Raw genomic sequence first — 26325 nt, 5'->3', positions numbered from 1 at the left:
GTCCGGCGCCGGCATCCTTACCTGGGTCATGCCCCCAGGTCCTCCGTCACGGGCAGGCACTCGGCGAGCAGGTCGACGACGTCGCGCCAGGCTCGCTGTGCGTGCCATGGGTGGTAGCCGACGCCGGGGACGGCGGGGTGGACGACCGGCGGGTGGTGGAAGGCGTGCAAGGCGCCGCCGTAGACCGTGAGGCGCCAGTCGATGCCCCCGGCCTGCATCTCAGCCGTGAACGCGTTCCGTTGCGCGGGCGGCATGATCGGGTCTTCCGACCCGACCCCGGCCCACACCGGGCAGCGGATGCGCTCCGCCTCGCCCGGTCGGCCCGTGGTCAGTGCGTTGACTGTCCCGATCGCGCGCAGGCTGACGCCATCACGCCCGAGTTCCAGCCCGATGGCGCCCCCGGTGCCGTAACCGACGGCGGCGATCCGGTCGGGGTCGGTCCGCGGTTCGGTGCGCAACACGTCGAGCGCCGCATGGCCGATGCCCCGCATCCGGTCGGGATCAGCGAGCAGTGGCACGCAACGGGCCAGCATCTCCTCGGGGTCGCCCAAGTAGCGCCCGCCGTGAAGGTCGAAGGCCAGCGCGACATATCCCAGCTCGGCGAGAGCATCGGCCCGACGGCGCTCGACGTCGCTGAGCCCCATGCCCTCTGGTCCGAGGAGCACCGCGGGCCGGCGGTCGACACCGGCCGGGAGCGCGAGGTGCCCGATCATCGTCAAACCGTCGGCCGGGTACTCGACCGTGCGCCTCGTGATCGTCGTCATGAGACTGGACTGTAGTGATCGTCGAGCCCGGCCCGGCCGGTGTTCTGCCGCTGGCAGAACAGAGAGCCCACCGGTAGGCGGTCAGCGGGTTGTGAATCCGCCGTCGATCGCGAGCGCTGCGCCGGTGATGAACGAGGCATCGTCGCTCAGCAGGAATGCCACGAACGGGGCGATCTCCTCGGGCCGGGCGATGCGGTTCACCGGGTGCATTGCCGAGATCTGCTCGACGGCCTCGTCGCTGGTCAGCATCGAGGTGCGGGCCAGCGGCGTGTCGACGCCACCGGTGGTGATGGCGTTGACACGCACGCCCTGTTCGGCAACTTCGAGCGCGGTGGCCCGGGTCAGGCCCACGACCGCGTGCTTTGCGGCGACGTACGGGGCGACGCCAGGCAGCGCGACGACCCCCATGTTGGAGGCATTGTTGACGATCGCCCCGCGGGTCTTGAGCACCTCCGGTATCTGGTGCTTGAGGCAGTTGAAGACGCTGGTGACGTTCTGTGCGATCTCGGCGTTCCAGTCGGCGCCGTCGATACTGGACACCGGGCCGGAGGCGTTGATGGAGCCGGCGTTGTTGAACGCCCCGTCCAGGCTGCCGAATTCGGAGAGCGCCGCCGTGACCAGCGCAGCGGCGTCGGCCTCGACGGAGACATCGGCGGGAACGAAGAGGGCCCTGCCACCCGTGGCCCGGATGCTCCCGGCAGCTCCTTCACCGATGTCCTTGCGACGGGCGCCGATGACGACGGCGGCACCTTCCGACGCGAGTCGCCGCGCGACGGCGAGGCCGATGCCGGAGGAGCCGCCGGTGACGACGAAGACCTTGGAGTCCAGACGGGAAGACATGGAGAGACCTTTCTCGGAGAGGTGATATCAGTGGGGTCGGCCGGGCCCGGAGCACGACCACCTCCGTCAGACTGCAGTACGGCGGCAGCCGAGTCTGGCGGGTATCGGACCTCGCGTTTCGCCTGGTCACCCCCGGGCGGCAGGCTGGGTGCCAGGTCGACGAGGCCACGATGAGGGGCCTGACACCGGTGAGTTCGCGCTCAACCATCGCCGGTGCATTCGCCGCCCAAGAACAGGTGCATTCGCCGCCAGAACAAACGTCACTCTCTGCAGCCGGAGGAGCCGGCAATCCGGAGAACTCGTGACAGTTGAATACGCGAGCCCACCGGTATCAACCCCCTAGAGGCCCGCGTGGGTTCAGGGAAACCGAAGCCTGTTAAGCGGGAACTCGCGAGTCTTTCTGTATGCATCAACTGGGCGTATCTGTGGGTTCATCGGGAACCGTGGGGTGGGCTGCGATACGGCAGGCTTCGGCCGTGACCTCGGCATCGACCTGGTCCACGGTTCTGTCGCCGTATTCGAGGACGTCGTACTCATCGTCGAGTTCGGCGAGCCGCTCGGTCAGGGGCAGCTCATGTCCGTGGCGCTGGTGTATCCGGAAGGTGAACTCCCGAGGCGTGAGCTCTCCGGCGACCATACGGCGTGCGAGGGCTCGGGCGGCGGCTTCCTGACCGGCCTCGCTGCCGACCGGACAGAAGGTGAGGCCGAGTTCGGCGAGTGCTGCGGGAAGCAGGTCGTGGACGTCGTAGTCCGCCTCGGCGCGCGTGCGAGCGGCGAGGATCCGCAGACCGGGGCTGTCAGTCCGGCGACCAGCGCATCACAGGCGGCATTGACGACATCGCCGGCGCGGATTTCTCCCATACTCCAGAGGGCGGCATGGTCCTGTAAAGCAAATTGCTCTCAGCGCTGACCGTGCCGGCCCCATTCCCCTCCCGGGGCTGGTCCCTTGACACCTCGTCGGCTTTTTGGCTCCTCTGGCCCTCGGTCATAGTCGGCGCCATGGACTATGACGTAGACGTAGTGGTGGCCGGAGGCGGCCCGGTCGGACTGATGCTGGCCTGCGAGCTCCGGCTCGGAGGCGCGCGGGTGGCCGTCCTGGAGCGTCTCACCGAAGTGGACCCGACGATCAAGGGCGGGGCGATCACTACGCCCAGCGCCGAGGCGCTCTACCGCCGAGGCATGTTGCCGGCGCTGGCCGAGGTGCAGCGGCAGACGATGGACCGCTTCCAGTCATTCCTGCGCGAGCGGAACGGCGGCGACGGAGGCGGGGCCGCGGGCCAAGGGCTCGGGATCGTCGGGCACTTCGCCGGAATCATGCTGCGCGCCGACCTCGTCGACCGTACGGAACCGGGCCTCGGCGACGCCGGACCCGCCGCCGAGATCGCTTTCGTGGCGCAGCAGGACATCGAGCGGCTGCTCGGCGGGCGGGCGGACGAACTCGGCGTCGACGTGCGCCGGGGAGTGGAGCTGACCGGCTTCGACGCGGACGACGGGGCCGTCACCGTGCGGACCAGCCACGGGACCATACGCGCCGGCTGGCTCGTGGGCTGCGACGGCGGCCGCAGCGCGGTCCGCAAGCTCGCAGGGTTCGAATTTCCCGGTACGGACCCGGAGATCACGTGTCACCAGGCGGTCGTGGAGGTGACCGGCGCCGAGGACCTGAAGGTCGGCTGGACCGCCACGGACACCGGGGTGTATGCCCACGGGCCGATGCCGGGCCGCGTCGTCACCGTGGAGTTCGACGGCCCGCCGGCCGACCGGGACGCGCCGGTCACCGCCGAGGACCTCCAGGCTCGGCTGCGCCGCGTATCCGGCGTGGACGTCACGATCACTGGGGTGCGGACCGCGACCCGCTTCACCGACCACGCCCGCCAGGTCACCGAGTACCGCAAGGGCCGGGTGCTGCTGGCGGGCGACGCGGCGCATGTGCACTCCGCGTTCGGGAGCCAGGGGCTGAGCCTGGGGATCGGGGACGCGATGAACCTCGGCTGGAAGCTCGCCGCGGTGATCGGCGGCCGGGCGCCGGAAGGGCTGCTGGACACGTACACCTCCGAGCGGCACCCGGTCGGTGCCGGGGTCCTGGACTGGACCCGGTCCCAGGTCGCGGCCATGCGCCCGGACCCGCAGTCCCGGGCCCTGCGCGAGATCGTCAGCGACCTGGCGGGGACGGTCGTGGGCACCACGTACCTCACCGCGCGGCTCAACAGCGCAGGGGTGCGGTACGAGCTGCCGGGCGAGCACCCGCTGACCGGCCGCAGCACCCCTGACCTCGAACTCACCGACGGCGGCCGCCTCGCGGACCACCTCCACGGCGGCCGGGCGCTCCTGCTCGACCTCACCGACGACCCGGAACTCCGGGCGCTCGCTGCGGGATATGCCGGCCGCGTCGACACCCTGACGGCCGGCTGCCCGTCTCGCCCGGACCTGGCGGCGGTCCTCGTCCGTCCGGACGGCTTCACGGCCTGGGCGGCCGACGCGAGGGCGCACGCGCTGACGTCGACGGCCGGGCTGGCGGAGGCGCTGGAGGAGTGGTTCGGAGTGCCAGAGGGTGCGGTGACGCCGGGCTGATCCGCCGCTCTGCTGACTGACTCGAACCACGAGCCGTGTTCGTGGCGTGCTGGTGGGCCGGGTTGATCGTCGAGTCGACCGAGACCGTCCAGTCGATCCCGTTGATCGAGTCCGCCTGGGCGGTCACCCGGGCCAGAGCCGTGCCCCAGGTGCCGTCAGCCGCCCACCTGCGATGGCGATTTCACACCGTCTGCCACGGACCGAATGCTTCGCGGGGCAGATCTCTCCAGGGGATGCCCGTGCGGTACCGATAGATGATCCCTTCGATGTTGCGACGGTGGTCGGCGACCGGACGCCCTGCCTTTCCCGCGCTGCGGCGAAGACAGGGCGCCAGGCCTGCCCGTTGCTCGTCGGTCAACAGGCGCGTGTGCCCGCTCGGGGTCACCGAGGCCGGTAGGCGGTGGCCAGCACAGAGACAGTGACCTGATCGGGCAGGACGCCACCGTCGTCCAGTTCTGCACGGCTCACGTGGCGTGCACTCGGCGTCATCGCTACGAGGTCCAGGACATCGGGCCTGGTCAGGGGCGCGGAGTATTCCACCTGTTCAGTGACGACGGCCTCGAAGTAGGGGTTGAGCGCCTGGCGCAGGCGCTGTTCCTTGGCCGGGTCGATCGTGACCATCGCAGGCACCTGGCCACGCAGCTCGGCCAAGTGCCGCCCGGTGGGCCGGACCACGATCAGCCGGCCGGTCGGGAGCAGTACGCGGTGGAACTCGGCCGGGTTGCGTGGGGCGAACACGTCCAGTACGACATCGGCCGCCCCACCGGCCAGCGGGAAGGGACGGAAGACGTCCCAGGCCACTGCAGCGGCTCGGTCGTGAACACGGGCTGCCGAGCGCAGCGCGCGCACCGATGTGTCCAGCCCCAGACCACGGGCACCGGGCATCTGGTCGAGCACGCCGGCCAGGTAGTAGCCCGTGCCGCACCCCACGTCCACCACCGTGCCCTGCTCAGACACGGCGTCGGCCGCCAGGCGGGCCCCGATTTCGCGGATGGGCGAGTAGGCGCCGGTGGACAGGAACCGGTCCCGGGCCTGGACCATGGCCGCATCGTCACCGCTGGTGGCGCGGGTACCCGTCAGGAGGCCGGCATAGCCGCGGCGGGCGATGTCGAAGGTGTGACCCACCGGGCAACGCAATGCGCCCTGGCCGGGGTGCAGGCGACGCGTACGGCACGTCGGGCAGCGCAGAAGGTCGAGGGACAGATCGAGGGCAGGGGGAAGCGACACAGGCACAAGGCACTCCTGGCAAGGGTGAAGGGAGGGATCGTGCCTGCGCGATCAGAGCGTCACTGCCTCAGAAAGGAACGGGCAGCACAGGAACGTGATTTACGCAGCAGGCACACCAAGGAGGGCGACGCCGACTTGGCGTCGCCCTCAGCGCTTTCCGATCACAGGAAGCAGCAGTGCGGGGTGCTCATGAATGCCACGTCATAAGTCTACGAGCACGGCGTAGCCCTTCATCCCTCTCTCTGCACCCAAGAGTTGAGAGACACGACCTGGCGCCAGTTTTCGTTCCGTTGTTCCTCGCCCCTTGATGTTGCGGGGCGAGAAGTTGATGACGCTCCGGTGAGGTCTCAGGCCGTGGGGTCCCAGAGTCCGTCGGCCTTGCCGCGGGCGAGGTGGTCGGCGTAGACGCCGACCTTCCAGGTGATGACGGACCGGCACTCCTCCAGCGCCTGGATCTGGGCGTCCACGCGCTGCCGATGGGCTTCGAGGAGCTGCAGTCGTTCCGCCTCGTTGCCGGGACCATGCCGTACGAGCTCGGCGAACCGCTTAAGGTCGGCCAGTGGCATTCCGGATTCCCTCAGCTTGACGCAGATCAACAGCCAGTCGACGTCGATGGCGCTGTACCGTCGCCCGGAGGTGCGCTGAACCGGGCCGACGAGCAGGCCCTCGCGCTCGTAGAAGCGCAACGCGTGGACGCTGAGACCGGTTTGCTCGGCCACGTCGCCGATGCTCAGTGGCTGTGCAGAAGTCCCGGTGGTGGCCATGCTCCACAGCCTAGGACTTGATCTAGACCTCACTCTAGATCGTAGCTTCGACGGCATGACCATCATTGATCAGCGGCCGCTCGGCTCGCCCTTCTCCGCCGTCAGCACCGCCCAGGACATCACCGCCGCCCTCGACCTGTCCGGCACCAGCGCCGTCGTGACCGGGGGTTACTCCGGGACTCGGTCTGGAAACCACCCGTGCCCTCACAGCCGCCGGAGCCCGCGTCATCGTCCCGGCACGCCGAACTGACATCGCGCGTGCCGCACTTGCGGACATGAAGGGCTGCGAGGTCATCCCCATGGACCTGACCGACCTCGACAGCGTGCGTGTCGCCGCCGCACACATCCGCCACTCACTGGCCACTCTCGACCTGCTCATGGCCGTCGCCGGAGTCATGGCCGTCCCCGAACGGCGGGTCGGACCCGGCTGGGAGAGCCAGCTCGCCGCCAACCACTTCGGACACTTCACCCTCGCCTGCGAGCTCTACCCGCTCCTGGCCGCCGCCGACGGTGCGCGCGTCGTGGTCAACAGCTCCGCCGGCCACGCCCTTGCCGACATCCGCTGGCACGACCCGCACTTCCGTACCGGCTACGACAAGTGGCTCTCCTACGGCCAGGCCAAGACTGCCAACGCCCTCTTCGCCGTACACCTCGACGCCCTCGGACGAGAAGACGGCGTCCATGCCTTCTCAGTCCACCCCGGCAAGATCATCACCGGGCTGCAGCGGGAGATGACGCTCCAGGAGCAAGTCGACCGCGGGTGGGTGGACGCACACGGCACCGTGATCGCCGCCGACTTCAAGACCCCCTCTCAAGGCGCCGCCACCGGCTTGTGGGCCGCCACCTCCCCTCTCCTCGCCGATCGTGGCGGTCTCTACCTGGAGGACTGCGACATCGCCGGCATCTCCGCCCCCGATGCCCCCATGGACGACGGCGGCGTCCGCGCCTACGCCATCGACCCCGATGCGGCCGCACGACTGTGGGAGCTGTCCCTTACCGCGACCGGCACCACGCCGATCACCCGATGACGTCACCGCACCGCAACTCCCCCACTGACCGTCGAAGGCGGCGAAGACGGCCCCGGTTCTGAGCCAGCGGGGGGTGAGTGTGCGGGGCGGCCGATGATCTCGCCGCGTCCGCGCGTCACGTGCGCCCGGGACTGCCGCAACGGCAGGCCTGGGCAACGCAGTTGGAGGGCTCCATGACCCGGCTCGATTCAGGAAGCGGTGGCTGCGCCACGGTGCCTGGTCAGCAACAGGGCGAGTACGGCGATCAACGCGCAGGCAGTCATGCCGAGGAAGAGCGGCACCACAGTGTGCCCGCCGGTGATGCCCATCAACGGTGCGACGGCCGCGCCGAAAGCGCTCTGGACCGTACCTAGCACGGCTGAGCCGGTGCCTGCCGCGTACGGCACGCGTTCGAGGGCGAGTGCTGTGGCGGTGGTGAAAACCTGGCCGAGGCCGAGGAAACCGATGGCGACCAGACCTAGGGCGTGTATCGAAAGTGGATCTTTAACGTGAGATGACCTTGCTTCGTGGCACGTGGAGATCTGACGGATGCGCAATGGGCGGTGCTGGAACCGCTGTTGCCGAAGGGAAAGAAGCCCGGACGGCCGCCGACGCGGGCCAGGAGGCAGCTTATCGACGGCATACGGTTCCGGGTCCGTACCGGCGTCCCGCGGCGGGACCTGCCCGCCAAGTACGGGCCTTGGGGCCGGGCGTACGACTTATTTCGTCGGTGGCAGCCGGACGGCACCTCGCATCGGATCTTCACCGCGCTCCAGGCGCGGGCTGACGCGAGAGAGCTGATCACCTTGGACATCAACATCGACTCCACCATCGTTCGGGCCCACCAGCACGCCGCCGGGGCGAAGGAAAAGGGGAACTGCAGAAGGAGCCACCCGGCGGCGTCGCCGTCGAGCCCGATGACCACGGGCTCGGGCGCTCGCGTGGCGGCCTGACCACCAAGCTGCACCTGGCCGTCGAACAGGCCAGAAGCCCATGTCCCTCGTGATCACGGCCGGACAGCGGGGCGACTCCCCGCAGTTCGAGCCGGTCTTGAACAAGCTCCGCGTCCTGCGTCTTGGCCCGGGCAGGCCGCGCACCCGGCCAGATCGCGTGCGCGCCGACAAGGCATACGCCTCCCGGAAGAACCGCGCTTACCTGCGGCGGCGCGGCATCCGCTGCACCATCCCGGACAAGGCCGACCAGGCACGCAACCGCAAGAAACTCGGCTCGCGCGGCGGCCGTCCGCCGAAATTCGATCCCGAGGACTACAAGGCCCGCCATGCGGTCGAGTGCGGCATCAACCGTCTCAAAAGACACCGGTCCGTGGCTACGAGGTACGACAAGCTCGCGGTCCGCTACGAGGCGACCGTCCTCGTAGCGGCCATCAACGAACGGCTGTGACCAGCGCATTCGACGAGTGAGGGGCTGGACGAAGTCATACCGATCCGATCAGACCGTTGAGGATGCCCTTCTCGGCGAGGTAGAAGACGAGACCGCCCACGGGAGCGAGCATGGCGCACAGCCAGTAGCGGTGCGCCCCGGTGCGCGCCAGGTAGACGGTCAGGAGGGCGGCGAGCAGCATGCCAGCGGTCAGGAAGACGACCGCTGTTCCCCAGTAACGGAGCTCGAGCCCCAGCCAGAGCCCCTCACCCAGCACCACCATGGCGATAACGGCCCCGGCAACCGCTCGCAGGTCGCCCCGCGCGCGTCGTACGGTCCACCCTGCCCAACCCAGCAGGGGTCCTCCGGTCAGTCCAGCCACCGACCACACAGCGGCGGTTCCAAGCCCTCCGCTCCCGAAGGTGCCTCCAAGAGCGGACGCCGTGTAGTAGCCGCAGCAGGTGGCGAGCATCATCAACGCCCCGCTCCAGACGGCGAGCCACCGGTCACGGATCAGCGCACCGGCTGCGGCAGTCCAGATGATCCAGGTAGACGACGAGTTGGTCGCCCGGTCCAACAGGGGTGATATTCCGTGCAGGCCGTACGTTGCCCAGCCGAGCAGCAGTCCGAAGACGGCGGTCGCGGTGAGCACGGTGCCGGGGGTGTCGCGGCGGAATGCGGTCAGAGGAGCCATGCTCCGGAACCATATATGCAATGTATTCGCTCGATGCATAGTCGCTGAGGGGGCCGCGTCGGCACCCCGTCCCTGCGTGACGCTCACCCTCGCCACCGTCCGCTCGGGGTGCCCTGGAAACACCATCGGCCAGGGGCGCGAACATGTACGGGGAAAGACGCGTTCTGGATGCTTGCCGCCTCGTTGGGAAGGTTTCCATCGCGGCACCAGCACTTCCCCATGCCACGAGACCCGAACCCCGCCCAAGGTCCATTTTCGATACATGCCCTAGAGCCCATACGCGGCTGAGCTGCCCGGCGATGGTGATGAGCAAGGCCAGGGCACTGGACACCAGAAGCAGGACCAGCCCCACGCGCAGGAGGAACCGGAGTGAGTAGCGGCCCACAAGGCGAGCAGCCGCCGCGCTCGACAAGGTTGCGGTGAGGGCTCCGATGGAGAAGGCGACGGATGCCTCGCCGACGGAGAAGTTCAGAACGTTCTGCAGCAGGAAAGGGGAAGCCGAGATGTAGCAGAACAAGGTGGCGCCGGCGAAGCAGAAGGCGAGGGTGTAGCCGAGGTAGGAGCGGTCGGTCAGCACCGAGACAGCGGCTTTGAGAGTGCCGCCGATGCCGTCGGTGTGGCGACTAGCAGCCGGCAAGCTCTCCGGCACGATGAACAACGAGGCGAGGTCGAGTCGTCGGCTCTGGCCCCGTCGTACTCCAAGAGCGGGTGCCTCGCCGGATTCGGCTGAACCACCCAGGACGAGGGTCCGGATGACCTCCGCCCGCGCAGTCCGTGCGCGCCCTGAAACAGCCGCGGGGTCCTCAGACTCGTCTCGGCGAACATCGATCGCTACACCACGCGGGAACGCCTGCCAGATGCGACGACCCAGAGGCGTCAGGTCTGTGATGTCCATCCGCAGGGCCCTATCCATTCAGGCACTGCGGTACAGGAGGAGACGGCTTCCCGGGCCTTACACGCGGCCCCAGAGCCCGCCGCCTCCGCCCGCGCAGTCAGCGCCCTGCCACGGCCTCCCCCAACAGCGCGCTCCAACGCCGCGCGATACCCGCCCAGTTGAACCCGGCCGAGCAGGCCCGGGCCCGAGCCTGCTCGCCCAGCCGGTCGGCTCGTTCCCTGTCCCGGCACAGTGAGAGCAGTGCGTCGGCGACATCGGCAGGAGCGACCAGGCCGTATCCGTCGACCTCAGATGGCGCGAAGGGCACGAACGTCGCCGCCGGTCCCCAGATCTCGCATAGGGCGGGGTGGCCGGGCATGATCTGGGCGGCGCCTGTGGCGGCGTGTTCGAAGGCGACCATGCCCCAGCCTTCGGCCGTGCAGGTGTTCAGGCCTATGTCGGCGCTGTTGTAGTAGTGGTTCAGGGCTGAGTCGGTATCAGGCGGCAGGTCTGGGATGAAGACTCGGTCGCGTAGGGACGGGTGGCGTGCGTCGTCGCGTAGCCGTTGGCCGTGGGTGAGGATGAGACGGGTGTGAGGCGTCTCGTCGGCGACCTGGGCGAATGCCTGGAGGGTTACGTCGAGGCGTTTGCGTGGCGTGTCCCGGTTCGCGTTCAAGATGATCGTGTCACGGGCGGCGTTGAGGCCGAGGAGGCGACGGGCCGTCACCCGGGCGACCGTGCGCTCGGCCCGAGGGTCGGGGAAACCCTCGGCGTCGACGGGGCCGAAGACCTGTCGGTCGACGCCGTGCGGAATCGGCTCCGCGACGATCGGCGCGCTGAGGCCGGTCTGCGCGCGGATCCAGCGTCTCGCGGTGTCCGTGCAGCACACCAGGCGGTCGGCGGACGCGAGGTCGCGCAGCGTCGAAGGGTCCTGGTCTCGCCATTCCAGGGGCAGGTACAGCACGATGCGCGTGCCGCCGTGTGCGCGGATGACCTCGGTCTGGGCCGCCAGTATCGCGGGATCGTGGCAGGCGAGCACTACGTCGGGCCGGACCCGGCTGAGTACGGCGGGGAGTTCCTCCAGGCCGTACGGATCGCCGCGCAGCACCGGCGCGCTGCATCTGACCCCCGCGAGGGTGGGGCCCGCCGAGGACATCAGGCAGAAGAAGGAGACCTCGAACTCGTGGGCCAGCAGCACGGCGAGGGTCCGCAGGACGCGGGCGTACCCGGTGTGCTGCGAACCCTCGCCGACGATCAGCAGACGCATGTCAGCAGGCCCATGGACGCTAGCCGAAGGCAATGGCGTACTGGCCGCCGTAGGCCTGCCGGTACAGGTACACCGTCATGTCCAGGCTGGCCTTGTAGCTGTCACCGGCGAAGGCCTCGATGCCGGTGCCGGTTCCGTGCCCGAAGACACCCGCCAGGGCGTAGACCCGCGGCATGGCGGTCCAGACACCCGGATCGCCTGTCGCGCTGCCGGGGTCGCAGTGTGTGAGCCAGTACTGCAGCGTCGAGGAGGCGCCGGCCGTCTCGAACATCGCGACCGCGCTGTCGGTCGGCGGCATGTTCAGGAACTCGCCGAATGTCACCATGAGCAGGATGTTGCCGCGCTGGTCGTAGCCGTCGAGGTCGGCGGCCATCTGGTTCCACATGGCCTGATAGTTCTTGGGCCACGACCGGTCCATCGGAAGGCTGTAGTAGCGGTCGAAGAGGACCGCGTGGGAACCGACGGCATCCTTGCCGTCCAGTACGGTGACCTGCGCGCCGATCGGGGACTGGGGCGGGGTGTCCGGCTTGATGATCTTGTCGGAGATCACGATCGGCGGGCGGGGCGGCACCTTGCAGGGCCAGGGCAGCGCCGTCGACCAGCTCTGAATGTTGATCTTGGGGTGCATGACTTCCGAGTACAGCTGCCAGGCTTCCTGTACTGCGGCAGCGCGCTGGGGGTCGGAGATCAGTTCCCACACCCCGGCCAGGTCGAAGTCCACGATGCCGGGCTTGGTGCCCAGGGTCCGGGTCCACTGGGTGGCCAGGTCGACCGACGCCTTGGAGAAGTTCCAGGGGTCCACGCCGGCGAGTTGGGCCAGCAGCGACGGGTCGCCGCCGATGCCCTCGACGGTGGCCTTCGAGTCGTCCTGGTAGGACGTCCACTGCTGCTTGGTGATCCCGGACAGGTCGAGCTTGCCGGTGGCGAAGAGCCCCTCGTACTGCGCCTTCACCGAAAGCTCGACGCTCGACTTGGTCAGGGACTCGCGTCGGGTGACCTGGTTGAGGAACATCAGGTCTCCGCCGAGCGACACGTGCCGGGTGTAGAAGGGTCCGAACGTCGCGAAGAAGTCGAAGTACGCCGTCTGGTTCTCCTGGCTCAGCGGCAGCGGCAGGTTGGCGACCGCGGCGGCGAAGTCGTCACTGATCGCCTTCTTCGCCAGGTCGGGGTTCGTCTCCAGGACGGCGAGCGAGGTGATCGAGCGCCAATAGCAGAAGTAGCTGTTCGACGAGGTGTTGTGCTCGAGGTTGAAGTCCGCATCGATCTCTCCGGAGAACGCGCCGTACGATCCGCCGACGCCGGCGTGCGCGGACAGCGCGCTCTGCGCCCCTTCGCGGGTCTCGGAGACGTTCCTGATCACGTAACTGCGCGTGTCCTCCACTCCGACCACGTAGTCGGGGATCGTGTAGTCCACGCCCTGGAAGTTGAAGACGGTCGTGCCGGCTTTGGCCGGGTTGACCAGTGGGCGTACCAGGCTCGAGGAGCTGTAGGCCCCGTACACGTTGAAGCCTTGTCCGACGGCTTTGGCCTGGGAGAGGGGTGTTTCGGTTTCCACTGCTTTGCTCACTGCGATCTGCTCCTTCGTTCCTTGGCGCGTGGACATGGGCGGGACATCGGGCCGGCTGCGCATGTAACTGTCAGCGTGTAGCTGAAAGCGCGTAACTGTCAGTGATCTGCGAGCCTGGCTGCGCGATGCCTTGCGAGTGACCGCAATCCGGTGTGTGGTGCGTGGTCCGCTGCGGCAACCGACGGGGCGAGCGCGTCAAGCGCATCCAGCAGCAAGACCGTCTCAGGTCGTTGAGCTGGGCGAATGGCCGGCGGGACGATTTCCTCGCGGAGCGCCGTGAGAGCGGCGCATTCGGGGACTTCGTGAACGCCTCAATCCGGGGCGTTCGGCTCGCGTCCGCCGCGTTTCATATACGGACAGTAGCCATGGTGAAAGCGCGAGGCGCTTCCTGGGCGTCATCCGGGTGAGCTGTCGGTGCGGGACTTCTGCCGGGTTCGCTGTTGAAGAGGCGAGGGAGAATTGACGCCGTGGTCCTCGTCGGAGCTGTTGACGTCCGGTCTGTCGAGAGTGGTGATCGCGCGTGTCATGCTGCTCGTCGGTTCGCGGTGGCGCCGGCAGGTGTCGCTAGTGTCCCCTTGTCCCGCTGATCAGTTTCTGCCTAGGTGAGCACTACAGATGAAAGAAAAAGTGAGATTCCCGAGCGTCGTCGGCCCTGAACTGGCCGGGGTGATCGACCCGCCGGAGGGCGAGGTCCGCGGCTGGGGGCTCTTCGCGCACGGCTTCACCCTCGGCAAGGACTCGCCGGCCGCCTCACGCGTCAGCAAGCAGCTGGCCCGCGAGGGCATCGGCATGTTGCGCTTCGACAATCTCGGCATCGGAGACTCGGACGGTGACTGGGGCGACGGCTCCTTCACGGTCAAGGTGGAGGACACGATCCGTGCCGCGGCCTTCATGGCCGAGCGCGGGACACCCGTGGATCTGCTGGTGGGGCACTCCTGGGGAGGCGCCGCCGCGCTCGCCGCCGCCCACGAGATCCCTGGCCTGCGCGCGCTGGCCACGATCGCCGCACCCGTCGACCCCAGCCACGTCGAGCGGCAGTACGACTCGGTCCTGGACCGCGTGATCAGCGAGGGGGCGCACGAGTGGTTCGTCGGCGGGCGGACCCTCGTCCTCAAGCGCGCCTTCGTCGAGGACGTCCGCAAGGCACACCTGCGCGACCGGATCGGCGAGCTGAACCTTCCGCTCCTCGTCGCGCACTCCCCCACCGACTCCACCGTCGGCATCGCCAATGCCGCGGAGATCTTCCAGGAGGCCCGGCACCCGCGCAGTTTCATCTCGCTCGAAGGGGCGGACCACCTGCTGACCGCGCGGGGGCAGGCGCAGCGGGCCGCGCACATCATCAGTGCCTGGGCCGATCAGTACCTCGGTGAGCCGCGGCCCTGAGCGACGGCCGCGAGACGGGTGCATGTGCAGGGGGCGGTGCTTGCCGCCCCGCCCCGGCACGTGCGGCTGCCTGCCCCGGCCCTGTGGCTACGCGGCAGAACTGACAACCCCTCTTCCCCCGGGGGCCGGGGGCGGCAGGCCTCAATGCCGCGCGGCGGCGCCCAGCGGTCGCCAGACCGAAGACGGGCGACGCGTTGCCGCCGTCCCGGTCACTGCTCCGGGCTCGTGGGCCGCTCCTCGGCCAGGGCGGAGCCATCGGTCAGGGCCGCGCCCTGGGCCAGGACAAGAGTCAGTGCCGCGTAGTCCGATCCGGGACGGCGTGTGGGGATGAAGACCTCCAGGCGGTCGCCTTCGGTGCTGTAGCCGGCCTTGGTGGCGCGGGGTTTGAGGGTCCGGGTGCCGACGTGGGCGCTCAGGCCACGTACGTCGAGGCGGACGCCGGTGTTCGGGTTCGCGGACACATGGGTGATGCGGGACCAGTCGAGCAGGCCGGGGAACGGGGCGAGGGTCAGGCCCTCGCGGGTGAACGTCAAGGCGCCCCAGCGCAGTTGGCCGCCGGCCGACAGCTCCGCCAGGTGTCGCGCCGCCAGGGCCTCGGCCGCGCCCTGGGCGGCGCGGGTACTGAAGGACTGGCCGTTGCCCAGGGGCGCCACGGCGGCCAGGCGCCAGAAACCGGACTCCTGGCGGACCTTTATGTAGTCCAGGCCCCGCAGACGGATCCGTCCGCCCTCGTAGAGGCGGATGACGGTCTTGAACACGTCGTGGGAGTGGCTGAAGTTGATGTGGACGGACACCTTGTTCGTCTCGACGGAGGCGATGTCGCTCCAGGCCAGGCGACGTGTGGGGCGCCCGGGGCGACGCAGCTCGAAGCCGTGCTCGTACTCGTGGATCCGGATGCGCGTGTGCCGGACGCTGAGCGCGAGGCAGACGGCGGCCGCCGCCGGGATCACCCAGAACGCGAGGCGGAAGGAGGTCTCCTCGTCGTAGTGGTCACCGGCGATCGTGCACATGACGATGAACACGATGACGAGCGGGACCAGCAATGTCAGGGGGCGCCTGGCCACCGCCCCCTGGTAGGTCCACACACGCTCGCCCAGCCCACCCGGCCCCTCCGCTGTTCCGTCAGGCCGCTCCCCCAGCCCATCGGGCCGCCCGCCGCGCCCCGCCCCCGCCTCTGCCGTCAACGCACACCTCGCATGATCGCCTCGATCCACGTCGTCGAGTGTCGGACCGCAGGGCGCGCAGGGATACGGGAGAACTACTCAATTACGCCTGCTGACCGCCCGATCCGGGCCGCCCGTGCGTCGTTAACGGGCCGCCCGTGCGTCGTTAAGATGACCGGCCATGGATACGGGGGCAGGCGAGCTGACGTCGCTGATCGGGCGGCGGGCCGAGACGGCGCGGATCACGGGTCTACTCTCCCGTGCCCGCCTCGTGACGCTCAGCGGGGTCGGCGGTGTGGGCAAGACCCGGCTGGCGCTGCGGGTGGCCGCGGAGGTGGCGGGTTCGACCGGGTCGACAGCGTCGTTCCCCGACGGCGTGTACGTCGCCGAGCTGGCCGACCTCAGAGACCCCGAACTTCTCGCCCCGAGCGTGCTGGGCACCCTCGACGCGGCGGGCCCAGGGCACCCTGGGACCGACGCGAGCGCCGCCCTCATAGCCAGGCTGCGCGGGCGGCGCGTCCTCCTCGTCCTGGACAACTGCGAGCACCTCATCGACGCGTGCGCCCGGCTCACCGACACCCTGTTACGGGCGGCGCCCCATCTGCACGTACTCGCGACCAGCCGGCAGCCGCTCGGGATCACGGGTGAACACGTCTTTCCGGTGGAGCCTCTGCCCGTGCCGGAGGAGGGCGAGGTGGCGGACGCGGGGCGCCGGGTGCGGGCCCTGAACGGCAATCCGGCGGTGGCGCTGTTCGTCGAGCGGGCAGCCGCCGCACTGCCGGGTTTCGCCGTGACCGAGTCCGAGGCCGCGGACGTCGCCGAGCTCGTACGCCGCCTGGACGGGCTGCCCTTCGCGATCGAACTGGCCGCGGCCCGCGTACGCGCTCTGACACCACGGGAGATCCTGGAACGGCTCACCGACCGGTTCGCGCTGCTGACCGGAGGCAGCCGCGCCGCCACCGACCGGCAACGCACCCTGCGCGCCCTGATCGACTGGAGCCACGAGCTGTGCGCGGAACGCGAGCGGCTGCTGTGGGCGCGGGCCTCCGTGTTCCGCGGCACGTTCGACCTCGAAGGGCTGGAGCGGGTCTGCACCGACGCCGCCCTGCCACCCGGCCAAATGCTCGACACACTTGACGCCCTGGTGGCCAAGTCGATCGTCAACTGCCGCCAGGGACACGGTCGTTCGCGATACCACATGCTGGAGACGGTCCGGGAATACGGGCATGACCGGCTGGCCGCGTCGGGCTCGCTGCACCTGCTGCGCGCCCGCCACCGGGACCACTACGCGCAGCTGACCGCGCGGGCCGGGCAGGAGTGGTTCGGGGCTCGGCAGGTCGACTGGTTCACGCGGCTGCGCCTGGACCACCCGAACCTGCGGGCGGCGCTGGAGTTCTGCCTGGAACAGCCCGGACAGGCGCGGGCCGGTCTGGCACTGGCCGTCTCGCCCCGGCACTACTGGATCACGGCGGGCCTGCTGCCGGAGGGGCGCCGCTGGCTGTCCCTGCTGCTGGCCGCCGACCGCACACAGGGCGGCCCGGACATGAGTGTGCGCGTGCAGGCGCTGGTCACCGACACGTACCTGGCCATGCTGCAGGGCGCCCCGGATGACGAGGTGGCCGGCGCGCTCGCCGCGTGCGAGGCGGCTGCGCGCCAGGGCGGTCATCGGCGGGAGTCGGCGTGGGTGTGGCACCACCACGGGATCCTCGCCGTCTGGCGCGAGGACTTCACGGGCGCCGTCGGCCTGTTCGCGCGGGCGTACGCCGAGTTCCGCACGCAGGGCTGCCTCGACGCTGCGCTGGAGTGCCGGGTCAAGTCCGCCATCGCGCACGCCTACGGGGGCGATGACGAGGAGGCCGGCGCGGCGTGCGACGAGGTCGAGGACGCCGCGCGTACGCACGGTGAGTCGTGGTTGTACGGGATGGCGCTGCTCGCCCGCGCCTTGCTGGCCCGGCGCGCGGGCGTGCCCGGCGAGGCGATCGCGCACGCCAGGGCGGCCATCGGCCTGCTCCGGCCGTTCCAGGACTGGTGGGACGTGGCGATGTGCGTGGAGGTGATCGCGTGGAGCACGCAGGACGCGCCGCGGCGCGCGGCCCGGCTGCTCGGCGTACTGCACCTGCTGTGGGAGTCGCTGGGCGGGCGGCTCGGCTCGGCGCCGTTCATGCGCGGCCAGCATGTGCGCTTCGAGGCGGCGGTACGGGACGCGCTGTCCGGCGCGGTCTTCGAGCGGGAGTTCCGGCGCGGGGCGCGCGCGACGGTCGACGAGGCGATGGCCTACGTACTGGAAGACCCGGTCGCAGCGCCGGGGCTGACGCGGCGCGAGAGCCAGGTCGCGGAACTGGTCGCCGCCGGGCTCACGAACAAGGACATCGCGCAGCGCCTGACGATCGCCCAGCGCACCGCGGAGAACCATGTCGAGCGCATCCTCGGCAAGCTGGGGTTCACGTCGCGTACGCAGCTGGCGGTGTGGACGTACGAGCAGCGCGACGACGAGCCCGCCGGGCGTTGACGGGCCGGAGCGAACTGGCTTCCGGTACTGGTGAGTTCGTGCATTGAGCTGTCGCCCGGCGGGTATCCGGACGGACATCAGCGGCAGCCACGGAGTCCTCGGATCACGGGTAGTGGGTGGTGAGCGGTGGGCGTCACTACGCTGAGCGGCTTCACACCTCGGGGGGTTCGGTTTGGTGCGGCGGAGTGCGCTCGGGCAGGACTTCAGGCGGTTGTGGGGCGCCTACGCGGTCAGTGCGGCAGGGAGTGCCGTCGGCATGGGGGCGTTGCCGCTGGTTTCCCTTCTGGTGCTGCATTCCTCGGCGTTCCAGGTCTCCCTGCTCGCGGCGATGTCCGCTGTGGCCAGCGCGGTGATCGCCCTGCCGCTCGGTGTCCGTATCGAGCACCAGTACAAGCGGCCCGTCATGATCACCGCCGATCTGGCCCGCTGCGCGGTGCTGGCGAGCGTTCCGGTCGCCATGGCTTTCGACGCTCTCACCTTCACCCAGCTGTGTGTCGTCGGCATTCTGCAGACGGCCGCCTCCGTCGCGTTCGACGCGGCGAGCGGCGCGCACCTCAAGGCACTCGTCCTGCCCGAACTCCGCCTTCGTGCCAACAGCCTGTTCGAAACGACGAACTGGATCAGCGTCAGCGCCGGACCGCCCGTGGGCGGGCTCCTGATCGGGGTGCTGGGGGCGGCCGCCACGATCGTGGTCGACGCCGTGTCGTTCCTCGGCTCGGCCCTGGGTATCCGCCGCATCCGGCGGCCCGAACCCGCGCCTCCGGTACGCGCCGCCACCTCTCATCTGGGCCGCGACATCGCCGCCGGCTGGCAGTACCTCCTGCGGCACCCAGGGCTGCGCCCGCTGTTCTTCAACGCCCTGCTCTTCGGCGGCTCCGTCATGATGGCGTCCCCGCTGATGGCCGTCCTCATGCTGGACGACCTCGGCCTGGCGCCGTGGCAGTACGGACTCGCCCTGGGACTGCCGTGCCTGGGCGGCGTGCTGGGTTCACGCCTGACCCCGCTGCTCACCCGCCGGTTCGGACAACGCCGGATTCTGCTCGTGTCCGGTGTCGCGCGCACCCTGTGGACGGTTCTGCCGGCGCTGGCGCCTTCAGGTGCACTCGGCGTGTGCACCGTCGTGGCCGCTGATTTCGGCCTGCTCTTCTCCGCCGGCGTCTTCAATCCGTCGTTCACCACGTATCGGATGGAGGCCACGCCGGACGCGTTCATGTCCCGCGTCGGCACCTCCTGGTCGGTCGGCTCGAAGACGAGCCAGGCCGCGTTCATGATCGCCGGTGGCGTCATCGCCGACGCGGCCGGCGTGCGCTGGGCGCTGCTCATCGCCGGTGTGCTGTGTATGGCGAGTGCGGTGCTTCTGCCTTGGCGGGAGGGGCGTGCCGGTGCCGGGGGTGTTCCGGCAGCTGCGGCGGAAGTGGTTCCGTCTCCGGACGCCCCCTCGGCTTCGTAGTGGTTTCGCCGGGCGCCCGGGGCTTGCGCCGTGGCGGCGGCGTCGAGGGGGCAGCGGGTGGTGGACGTGCCTGAGTAGCCGCAAGGTACACGTTCCTGTCCAGTCATCTAATCGGCCGACGTTTGCGTGCGCGCCGTAGACGAAAAGTTTGAAGTGGCGCAGGTCACGAGCCTTCCGGGAAGGCCAGAGCGGTTTTACCTGTTCGAACAAGTAACGACGGCGCGATCACCGCGCAGTCTTATAGCCAGTCCCCTTTCCCTATGAGGAGCAACGAGCATGTCGAAGGCATTTGAGCCCTACGAGCTGGGTGGCAAGCGTCTGGCCAACCGTCTGGTGATGGCGCCGATGACCCGCGCCCGCGCCTACGGCCAGGGCAAGACGCCGACCCCGCTCATGGCGGAGTACTACGCGCAGCGCGCCTCCGCCGGGCTGATCGTCACCGAGGCCACCCAGCCCTCCGTGATCGGCCAGGGCTACCCCGACAGCGCAGGCATCCACAGCGCCGAGCAGGTCGAAGCCTGGCGTCAGGTGACCGACGCGGTGCACGCGAAGGGCGGCGTGATCTTTCTGCAGCTCATGCACACCGGGCGCGCCGGGCACCCCTCCGTGATCGGCGACCAGCAGCCCGTCGGCCCCTCCGCCATCGCGGCCGCGGGCAAGGTCTACACCCACGACGGCCTCAAGGACCGCGTCATCCCGCGTGAGCTGACCGAGGACGAGATCCGCTCCACGATCGCCGACTTCGCCGCCGCCGCCCAGAACGCCATCAAGGCCGGCTTCGACGGCGTCGAGCTGCACGGAGCCAACGGGTACCTGATCCACCAGTTCTTCGCCCCGAACAGCAATCAGCGCACCGACGCCTGGGGCGGCAGCCCCGCCAAGCGCACCCGCTTCGCCGTCGAGACCGCCCGCGCTGTCGCCGAGGCCATCGGCGCGGACAAGGTCGGCTTCCGCATCTCGCCCGGACACCCCTTCAACGACGTCGACGAGTCCGACGCCGCCGAGACCGAGGCCACCTACACCGCCCTGGTCGAAGCCCTCGCCCCGATGAACCTCGCCTACCTGCACCAGGTCGGGGCCGCCGGACAGGAGGAGCTGACCGCCAAGATGCGCAAGACCTGGCCGGGCACGTACATCCTCAACCCGTTCACGGGCAAGCAGCCCACCGGGCCGGACGCACTCGCGCTGATCGAGGACGGCACCGCCGACCTGATCGCCTACGGCGCGATGTTCCTCGCCAACCCCGACCTGCCGGCCCGCCTCGCGCAGGACGGCCCGTACAACACGCCCGACCCGTCCACCTTCTTCGGCGGCGACGAGAAGGGCTTCACCGATTACCCCACGCTGGCAGAAGCCGGCGCGTGAGCAGCGCATAACCTGCAATCAGGATGCGGACGGACCTGACGGCAGGCCCGCGGGCGGCCGGGACCCGGTCCCGGCCGCCGCGGCGCAGGTCCCGCGAGGGACGGTCGCACCGGCGAGAGCGGAAGGAAGAAGCGTCATGGAACTCGAGGCCATGCCCCAGGTCCCGGAGAGCGAAGAGTTCTCCGAGGCCGCGCGCCGCGGTCCGATCAGTCACGCGATCTTGCGGGTGGCCCGGCTGCACCGCGCGCTCGCGTGCCAGATCCTGCGCGAGGTCGGCCTGCACCCTGCCCAGGAACTGGTCATGATGCAGCTGTGGGACCGCGGGCAGATGCGCCAGACCGACCTGGCCCGCCGCCTCGGCACCGACGCCGCCACCATGACCCGCACGATCCAACGCCTGGAGAAAGCCGGCTTCGTCCGCCGTACCCGCTCCACCAGCGACAAACGCTCCGTACTCGTCGAATCCACCGCCGCGGGCCACGCCCTGCGCAAGCAGGTCGAAGACCTCTGGGCCCGCCTCGAGGACTACGCCGCCGGTGACTTCACCGACGCCGAACTCAGCAAGACCCTCGCCGTCCTCGAACGCCTCGAAACCAACCTCGCCACCCATGCCGGCTGCCCCGGTCCGTCGTAGCGGCCCGGTGCGCCGGACGCCTGACGGGGCGCGGCGAGCGGGGCGGACCGTGGCGGGGCTGAGCGGGAACCACCAGGAAGCTCGCACACCGCGCCGTCCCCCGCCTCTGCGCGGCTACCGTCGACCGTCTCACCGCCGGTGGCCATGCTTGCTCTTCCAGCACGCCGTGCAGGGTGTTCTCTTGAAGGCCTCGTCCCCTTCGCAGTAGCGGCGCATGACCTTGAAGCCGGGGGCGACCCATCCGCCCTGCCTCTCCATGACCGCGTCGGGGTTGACTGCCTTCGCTCCGGAGTTCGGCCGACACCAAGAAGCGGCGTCCAACAATCGATCGTTTGCCGACACTTGAGAGTCGTGGTGCCAGCGGCCAGGCACATCACCGGCGGCGAGTCTGTCAGCGGATGACGAGAAGGCCGTTCACCAGGGCTCGGAGCCCGGCCTGGTAAGTGTCCTCCGCTGTCAGCGGGGCCCAGCGGTCTGCGACCTGGGCCAAGCGGGGTAGCTCGCTCGGGTCGAGATCGGCGAAAACCTGCTCCCGGTAGGTCGCACGGTCATCGTCTGCGCGCCGTCGGGCCGCTGTTCTCCTGACCACGATCTCTCCGGCGGTGTAGTACCAGATCGCACGGTAGCCGTGCACGGCCCGGTCGAGGGGGAGGCCGCATTCGACCAGGCCGTCGACGATCTGCTCGACGAACCACAGCGCGCTCGTGGACATCAGGTCGTCGGCCGTCAGTACCTCGACGATCCAGGAGCAGGCGGCGAGCGCCTCGTGGATGGCGGTGGCGGCCACGATGATCCGCTCGCGAGGGTCGGCGGGCAGTTCCGGGCGGCGCAGGGTCCGGGTGGCGTAGTCGTCCAGCAGAAGGACGAGCAGTTCCTCCTTGTCGCGGACGTGGTGGTAGAGCGCCATCGGCGTACTGCCGACTTCTGTGGCCAGCCGCCGCATGGTCAGCCGGTCCACGCCTCCCTCATCCACGATCCGGCGGGCTGTCTCGATGATCTCCTCGCGAGAGATGCGAGGAGGTCGGCCCGGGGTTTTGCGCGGTGCGGAGGGGTTCGGCATGGCGCCCATCATTCCCCAGCTGTCGACAACGGCGAACCCTCGCGCTACGTTTTCTTACATGTATAGAAACTCTAACGGGAGACCCGGAGTGGTGCTGGCGGCAGCCGCCGTCGCCCAGTTCGTCATCGCCCTGGACATGGCCGTGGTCAACGTCGCCTTACCCGCGATCCGCACGGCGCTGGGATTCGCACCGCTCGACCTGTCGTGGGTCGTGCACGTATACGCGCTCACGTTCGGCGGGTTCCTGCTGTTGGGGGGACGCGCTTGCGACCTGTACGGCCGGCGTCGAATGTTCGTGCTGGGGCTGACCGTCTTCGGGCTGTGCTCGCTGGCCGGCGGGCTGGCCCAGGCCCCCTGGCAACTGATCGCCGCACGCGCCGGACAGGGCCTGGGCGCCGCCGCAGCCGCGCCGGCCGCGCTGGCGATGCTCACCACCACCTTCCCCGAAGGCCCCCGGCGCGTCCGGGCACTTGGGGTGTGGAGCGCGGTGAACGCCGCGGGCGGCGCGCTGGGCGTGCTGGCGGGTGGACTGCTGACCGAGTACGCGGGCTGGCGCTGGATCATGCTGATCAACCTGCCCATCGTCGCGGCGGCTCTCGCGCTCATGCCCGCAGGGGTACCGGCCGGAGCAGCACCCGCCCGGCGCGAGAGGCTGGACGCACTGGGCGCCCTCCTGGCGACAGGCGGAATCGGGCTGCTGGTGCTCGGTGTCGTCCGAACCGACACCCTGGGCTGGGGCTCCCCGACCACGTGGGCGACCCTCTCCGCCGCAGCCCTGATGCTGGGCGCCTTCGCCTTCGCCGAGGCGAAGGTCACCGCACCGCTGCTGCGCCTCGGCCTGTTACGCAGCCGCTGGGTCGCCGGTGCGAACGCGCTGGTGTTCCTGGCCGCAGCTGGGCAGTTCACGGCGTTCTACTTCGTATCCCTGTACATGCAGCAGGTCCTGGGCATGGGTGCCGCAGCGACCGGCACCCATGCCTGCCCTTCTCCGTGGGCCTGGTCGCGGGAACCATCGTCGCCACCCGCGTCACCGCATCCCGCGGCCCCCGTGCATCACTGGTGCCCGGCGCCCTGCTGGCCGCCGCGGGCCTGGCCTGGTTCGCCCTCATCAGCCCCGACGGCAGCTTTCTCGCCGACGTGCTCGGCCCGTCCCTCATCACCAGCGTCGGCGCCGGGCTGGTCCTGGCTCCGGTTGCCGCCGCCGCTACCACCGGCGTCGCTCCGCGTGAGGCCGGCATGGCCGGCGGCCTCATGAACAGCTCCCGCCAACTCGGTGGCTGCATCGGCCTGGCCGCCCTGGCCACCATCGCAGCGCACCACACGGGCACGACCGCCACCCCCGCCGCACTCAACGACGGCTACGCCCTGGGCCTGGCCATCGCCGCCGCCATCTTCGTACTCGCGGCAGTCGTGGCCATCGGTGTACTACCGCGCAGCCGAGCCGTCACCTCTGTCCCGCGATCCACAGACCCCGCAGAGAACCAGTTGGAAGGAACTCCGTCATGACGACCACCACCGCCGTCGACCTGTTCGCCGCGGCGCTGCATTTCCACCCCGGCGGCGACGTCCGAGCCGTCGAACGCCAGATGACGAGCAGCAGCTCCGGCACGTGGCAGATCGCCACGTTCCACGTCGAGACCAATGCCGACGTTCACGCCGACCACTGGGAGATGCACCCGGAGGCAGAGGAAGCGGTGTGCTGCCTGACCGGCGGCATTCGCCTCTACTTCCGTCCCGACGCGCCCGGCGGGACCGAGGACATGGTGCGACTGCAGGCAGGCGCCGCCGTGATCGTCCCCCGCGGCCGATGGCACCGCCTGGAACTGGACGCCCCCAGCGACCTGATGTCGATCACCCTCCGCCATGGCACCCGCCTCGAAAGGCGCGCTGGCACCCCCTGATCGGTGGTGGCCCGGCAACTTCGCCTGCCGGGCCACCACGAATCTCGCCCGAGGGCTTGGCGGCTCCGGCAGCCCCGCCGGCACCCTCTTGCCGGGGGCGTCGCGTACGCAGCCGGCCCCACAAGGTGACGAACGTCCAGGACGGCACCGTTGCGGGCCGATGGCTCGCCCGACCAGACCCGACAAACTGGTCCCAGCCGCCCGCCATTTGGCCCTTCCCCCAAGCCAACTCCCGGCAGCCCGTAGACACCGGAGTCGGGAAAGCCGGCATGTGCCCCGACAGATTTACGTGGGGGCGCATCTGCCACCCCTCTGACCCGATCCAGCCCAGCCGCACAAGCGGGATCACGTCGAGCGATCCCTCTGAATGCGCTTCATCTCGGACACGGTGATGCGCAAGTGCCGCACGCCTGGAGAGCATCGCCCTGCCCACGTGACAGCAAGGCAGGCCACTGACCCAGTAGCTGCCTGACTCGCCACCCGCCATTCACGCCGAGGCAGCAGCGGCGGCAGAGCCGAAGGTCCGGCGATATTCCTGAGGCGTGACGCCGATGGCGGCGCGGAGGTGCTGACGCATGGAGACCCCGGTCCCGAACCCGGTGCGGTGGGCGAGGAGTTCGACGGGCCAGTCGGTCGTCTCCAAATAGTGGCGTGCCAGGTCGACACGCTGGCGGATCAGCCACTGACCGGGGGTCGTACCGGTCTCGTCGCGGAAGCGGCGCGTGAAGGTGCGCACGCTCATGTTCGCGTGGGCGGCCATGTCCGCCAGCGTGAGGGGTTCGGTGAGACGCTCCATGGCCCATGCCTGGGTGGCGGCGGTGCCGGGGGCAGTCCGGTCGGGGACGGGGCGCTGGATGTACTGGGCCTGTCCCCCGTCGCGCCAGGGCGGCACCACGCAGGAACGGGCGACGTCATTGGCGATCTGGCTGCCGTGGTCACGGCGGACGAGGTGCAGGCACAGGTCGATCCCGGCGGCGACACCGGCGGAGGTGAGGATGTCTCCGTCGTCGACGAACAGCACGTCGGGGTCGATGCGGACCCTGGAAGACCCGGCAGCGGGGAGTGTTCGCCGACGGGACGCCGCTCCCCTTCACCCTGGGGTTCGATGTCTCCGGGGTGGTCGAGGAGACCGGAGACGGTGTGACCTTGTTCCAGCCCGGCGACGAGGTGTTCGGGATGCCGTGTTTCCCGCACCCGGCCGGCGCCTATGCCGAGTACGTCACCGCCCCGGCACGCCACTTCGCTCCCCGCCCGAAGGGCCTGACCCATATCGAGTCGGGCGCCCTGCCGCTGGCAGCACTCACCGCCTGGCAGGCCCTCGTCGACACCGCCGACGTCCGGCCCGGCCAGCGCGTCCTCGTTCACGCCGTCGCGGGCGGCGTCGGCCACCTGGCCGTCCAGATCGCCAAGGCCCGCGGCGCCCACGTGATCGGCACCGCCAGCACCGCCAAGCATGACCTGCTGCGCTCCCTGGGCGCGGACGAGCTCGTCGACTACCGCACCCAGGACTTCGCCGAGACCATCCGCGGCGTCGACGCCGTCCTGGACAGCCTCGGTGGTGCCAACTGGGCCCACTCCCTGCGCACTCTGCGCCCGGGCGGAATGCTGGTCTCGCTCCTGCCGCTCGACGACACCTTCCCCCACAAGGAAGCCGAGGCCGCCGGGGTTCAGGCAGGGTTCATGCTCGTCGAGCCCGACCAGCAGGGTCTGCGCGAGATCACCGAGCTGGTCGAGGACGGACACCTGAGGGTGATCGCCGACTCGGTCTACCCGCTGGAACACGCCGCCGACGCCCACACGCTGGGCGAGACCGGCCGCACGACCGGAAAGACCGTCCTCTCCGTCGCCTTGTGACTGGGCGTCACAGCCCGGAAGAACCTTCCAGCGGCCCCACAGCCCCTCTCACCG

General features: G+C 69.7%; 18 protein-coding genes and 7 pseudogenes. 12 read left to right on the top strand and 13 right to left on the bottom strand.

Features of this window, described 5'->3' with window-relative positions; genetic code table 11:
- Window positions 1-26: 26 nt before the first annotated feature.
- Together ABZ893_RS23885 and ABZ893_RS23880 are read right to left on the bottom strand one after the other, a co-directional pair.
- The gene (locus ABZ893_RS23885; RefSeq protein WP_361407108.1) at window positions 27-764 is read right to left on the bottom strand and encodes a dienelactone hydrolase family protein; all 738 of its coding nucleotides are present in this window, start codon (window positions 762-764) and stop codon (window positions 27-29) included.
- Window positions 765-845: 81 nt separating this feature from the next.
- Window positions 846-1604, bottom strand: coding sequence for an SDR family oxidoreductase (locus ABZ893_RS23880; RefSeq protein ID WP_361407107.1), 759 nt, complete (start codon window positions 1602-1604; stop codon window positions 846-848).
- Between the two features lie 448 nt (window positions 1605-2052).
- Here ABZ893_RS23880 and ABZ893_RS23875 point away from each other — a divergent pair, with 448 nt between their 5' ends.
- Window positions 2053-2514, top strand: coding sequence for a hypothetical protein (locus tag ABZ893_RS23875; RefSeq protein WP_361407105.1), 462 nt, complete (start codon window positions 2053-2055; stop codon window positions 2512-2514).
- An 89-nt stretch (window positions 2515-2603) separates the two neighbouring features.
- Complete coding sequence (locus tag ABZ893_RS23870; RefSeq protein ID WP_361407103.1) at window positions 2604-4172, top strand: FAD-dependent monooxygenase; 1569 nt, start codon at window positions 2604-2606, stop codon at window positions 4170-4172.
- Between the two features lie 28 nt (window positions 4173-4200).
- Here ABZ893_RS23870 and ABZ893_RS23865 read toward each other — a convergent pair.
- From ABZ893_RS23865 to ABZ893_RS23855, 3 genes and pseudogenes are all read right to left on the bottom strand, one after another.
- A pseudogene (locus tag ABZ893_RS23865) lies at window positions 4201-4557 on the bottom strand (transposase); the annotation flags it as partial.
- Entirely contained in the window at window positions 4554-5405 is an 852-nt protein-coding gene (locus tag ABZ893_RS23860; protein WP_361407101.1) for a putative RNA methyltransferase, read from the bottom strand. The pseudogene ABZ893_RS23865 and the gene ABZ893_RS23860, both read right to left, overlap by 4 nt.
- Window positions 5406-5746: 341 nt before the next feature.
- Window positions 5747-6163, bottom strand: a complete 417-nt coding sequence (locus ABZ893_RS23855) for a MerR family transcriptional regulator (protein ID WP_361407100.1) — start codon at window positions 6161-6163, stop codon at window positions 5747-5749.
- Between the two features lie 55 nt (window positions 6164-6218).
- Here ABZ893_RS23855 and ABZ893_RS23850 point away from each other — a divergent pair.
- Window positions 6219-7191, top strand: a pseudogene (locus ABZ893_RS23850) (SDR family NAD(P)-dependent oxidoreductase).
- 188 nt (window positions 7192-7379) lie between these two features.
- Here the strand turns inward: ABZ893_RS23850 and ABZ893_RS23845 are convergent.
- Entirely contained in the window at window positions 7380-7727 is a 348-nt protein-coding gene (locus ABZ893_RS23845) for a hypothetical protein (protein WP_361407281.1), read from the bottom strand.
- Here ABZ893_RS23845 and ABZ893_RS23840 point away from each other — a divergent pair.
- Window positions 7698-8571: pseudogene (locus tag ABZ893_RS23840) on the top strand (IS5 family transposase). The gene ABZ893_RS23845 and the pseudogene ABZ893_RS23840 overlap by 30 nt on opposite strands.
- A gap of 34 nt (window positions 8572-8605) precedes the next feature.
- Here the strand turns inward: ABZ893_RS23840 and ABZ893_RS23835 are convergent.
- From ABZ893_RS23835 to ABZ893_RS23820, 4 genes and pseudogenes are all read right to left on the bottom strand, one after another.
- Complete coding sequence (locus tag ABZ893_RS23835) at window positions 8606-9244, bottom strand: DUF6518 family protein (protein WP_361407098.1); 639 nt, start codon at window positions 9242-9244, stop codon at window positions 8606-8608.
- Window positions 9245-9422: 178 nt separating this feature from the next.
- Window positions 9423-10139: pseudogene (locus ABZ893_RS23830) on the bottom strand (MFS transporter); the annotation flags it as partial.
- A 97-nt stretch (window positions 10140-10236) separates the two neighbouring features.
- Window positions 10237-11385 (bottom strand): glycosyltransferase family 4 protein, encoded by a 1149-nt coding sequence (locus ABZ893_RS23825; protein ID WP_361407096.1) that lies wholly within the window; start codon window positions 11383-11385, stop codon window positions 10237-10239.
- A 19-nt stretch (window positions 11386-11404) separates the two neighbouring features.
- A complete protein-coding gene (locus tag ABZ893_RS23820; protein ID WP_361407094.1) occupies window positions 11405-12952 on the bottom strand; it encodes an MAC/perforin domain-containing protein in 1548 nt (515 codons plus the stop codon).
- Window positions 12953-13579: 627 nt separating this feature from the next.
- On the opposite strand from ABZ893_RS23820, the gene ABZ893_RS23815 reads away from it, so the two are divergent.
- Window positions 13580-14335, top strand: a complete 756-nt coding sequence (locus ABZ893_RS23815; protein WP_361407092.1) for an alpha/beta fold hydrolase — start codon at window positions 13580-13582, stop codon at window positions 14333-14335.
- Window positions 14336-14544: 209 nt separating this feature from the next.
- Here ABZ893_RS23815 and ABZ893_RS23810 read toward each other — a convergent pair whose 3' ends face one another.
- Window positions 14545-15399 carry a hypothetical protein gene (locus ABZ893_RS23810; protein ID WP_361407091.1) on the bottom strand — a complete coding sequence of 285 codons (855 nt, stop codon included), beginning with the start codon at window positions 15397-15399 and terminating at the stop codon, window positions 14545-14547.
- 280 nt (window positions 15400-15679) lie between these two features.
- Between ABZ893_RS23810 and ABZ893_RS23805 the strand changes: the two genes are divergently transcribed.
- From ABZ893_RS23805 to ABZ893_RS23790, 4 genes are all read left to right on the top strand, one after another.
- The gene (locus tag ABZ893_RS23805) at window positions 15680-18007 is read left to right on the top strand and encodes a LuxR C-terminal-related transcriptional regulator (protein WP_361407089.1); all 2328 of its coding nucleotides are present in this window, start codon (window positions 15680-15682) and stop codon (window positions 18005-18007) included.
- A 172-nt stretch (window positions 18008-18179) separates the two neighbouring features.
- On the top strand, window positions 18180-19457 hold the full coding sequence (locus tag ABZ893_RS23800) for an MFS transporter (RefSeq protein ID WP_361407088.1): 1278 nt from the start codon (window positions 18180-18182) through the stop codon (window positions 19455-19457).
- A 276-nt stretch (window positions 19458-19733) separates the two neighbouring features.
- Window positions 19734-20822: an alkene reductase gene (locus ABZ893_RS23795; protein WP_361407086.1), complete on the top strand. Its 1089-nt coding sequence runs from the start codon at window positions 19734-19736 to the stop codon at window positions 20820-20822.
- A 136-nt stretch (window positions 20823-20958) separates the two neighbouring features.
- Window positions 20959-21456, top strand: coding sequence for a MarR family transcriptional regulator (locus tag ABZ893_RS23790; protein WP_361407084.1), 498 nt, complete (start codon window positions 20959-20961; stop codon window positions 21454-21456).
- Window positions 21457-21847: 391 nt separating this feature from the next.
- Here ABZ893_RS23790 and ABZ893_RS23785 read toward each other — a convergent pair whose 3' ends face one another.
- Entirely contained in the window at window positions 21848-22516 is a 669-nt protein-coding gene (locus tag ABZ893_RS23785; RefSeq protein ID WP_361407082.1) for a TetR/AcrR family transcriptional regulator, read from the bottom strand.
- A 58-nt stretch (window positions 22517-22574) separates the two neighbouring features.
- Between ABZ893_RS23785 and ABZ893_RS23780 the strand changes: the two are divergent.
- Together ABZ893_RS23780 and ABZ893_RS23775 are read left to right on the top strand one after the other, a co-directional pair.
- A pseudogene (locus ABZ893_RS23780) lies at window positions 22575-24022 on the top strand (MFS transporter).
- Entirely contained in the window at window positions 24019-24417 is a 399-nt protein-coding gene (locus tag ABZ893_RS23775; RefSeq protein ID WP_361407080.1) for a cupin, read from the top strand. The pseudogene ABZ893_RS23780 and the gene ABZ893_RS23775 overlap by 4 nt, the downstream one beginning before the upstream one ends.
- A gap of 487 nt (window positions 24418-24904) precedes the next feature.
- On the opposite strand, the pseudogene ABZ893_RS23770 reads toward ABZ893_RS23775, so the two are convergent.
- Window positions 24905-25453 (bottom strand): annotated as a pseudogene (locus tag ABZ893_RS23770) (helix-turn-helix domain-containing protein); the annotation flags it as partial.
- Between the two features lie 5 nt (window positions 25454-25458).
- Between ABZ893_RS23770 and ABZ893_RS23765 the strand changes: the two are divergent.
- A pseudogene (locus ABZ893_RS23765) lies at window positions 25459-26271 on the top strand (NADP-dependent oxidoreductase); the annotation flags it as partial.
- Between the last annotated feature and the right edge of the window lie 54 nt (window positions 26272-26325).

It is taken from the genome of Streptomyces sp. NPDC046821 (assembly GCF_040645335.1).
Taxonomy (GTDB): Bacteria; Actinomycetota; Actinomycetes; order Streptomycetales; family Streptomycetaceae; genus Streptomyces.
Note: the sequence above shows the minus strand (reverse complement) of the source record. Positions and strands in the feature narration are given on the sequence as shown.

Coding starts and splice junctions, on each gene's coding strand:
- ABZ893_RS23885 (WP_361407108.1), bottom strand. CDS start 764: ATGACGACGATCACGAGGCGCACGGTCGAGTACCCGGCCGACGGTTTG.
- ABZ893_RS23880 (WP_361407107.1), bottom strand. CDS start 1,604: ATGTCTTCCCGTCTGGACTCCAAGGTCTTCGTCGTCACCGGCGGCTCC.
- ABZ893_RS23870 (WP_361407103.1), top strand. CDS start 2,604: ATGGACTATGACGTAGACGTAGTGGTGGCCGGAGGCGGCCCGGTCGGA.
- ABZ893_RS23855 (WP_361407100.1), bottom strand. CDS start 6,163: ATGGCCACCACCGGGACTTCTGCACAGCCACTGAGCATCGGCGACGTG.
- ABZ893_RS23835 (WP_361407098.1), bottom strand. CDS start 9,244: ATGGCTCCTCTGACCGCATTCCGCCGCGACACCCCCGGCACCGTGCTC.
- ABZ893_RS23825 (WP_361407096.1), bottom strand. CDS start 11,385: ATGCGTCTGCTGATCGTCGGCGAGGGTTCGCAGCACACCGGGTACGCC.
- ABZ893_RS23805 (WP_361407089.1), top strand. CDS start 15,680: ATGGATACGGGGGCAGGCGAGCTGACGTCGCTGATCGGGCGGCGGGCC.
- ABZ893_RS23795 (WP_361407086.1), top strand. CDS start 19,734: ATGTCGAAGGCATTTGAGCCCTACGAGCTGGGTGGCAAGCGTCTGGCC.
- ABZ893_RS23790 (WP_361407084.1), top strand. CDS start 20,959: ATGGAACTCGAGGCCATGCCCCAGGTCCCGGAGAGCGAAGAGTTCTCC.
- ABZ893_RS23785 (WP_361407082.1), bottom strand. CDS start 22,516: ATGCCGAACCCCTCCGCACCGCGCAAAACCCCGGGCCGACCTCCTCGC.
- ABZ893_RS23775 (WP_361407080.1), top strand. CDS start 24,019: ATGACGACCACCACCGCCGTCGACCTGTTCGCCGCGGCGCTGCATTTC.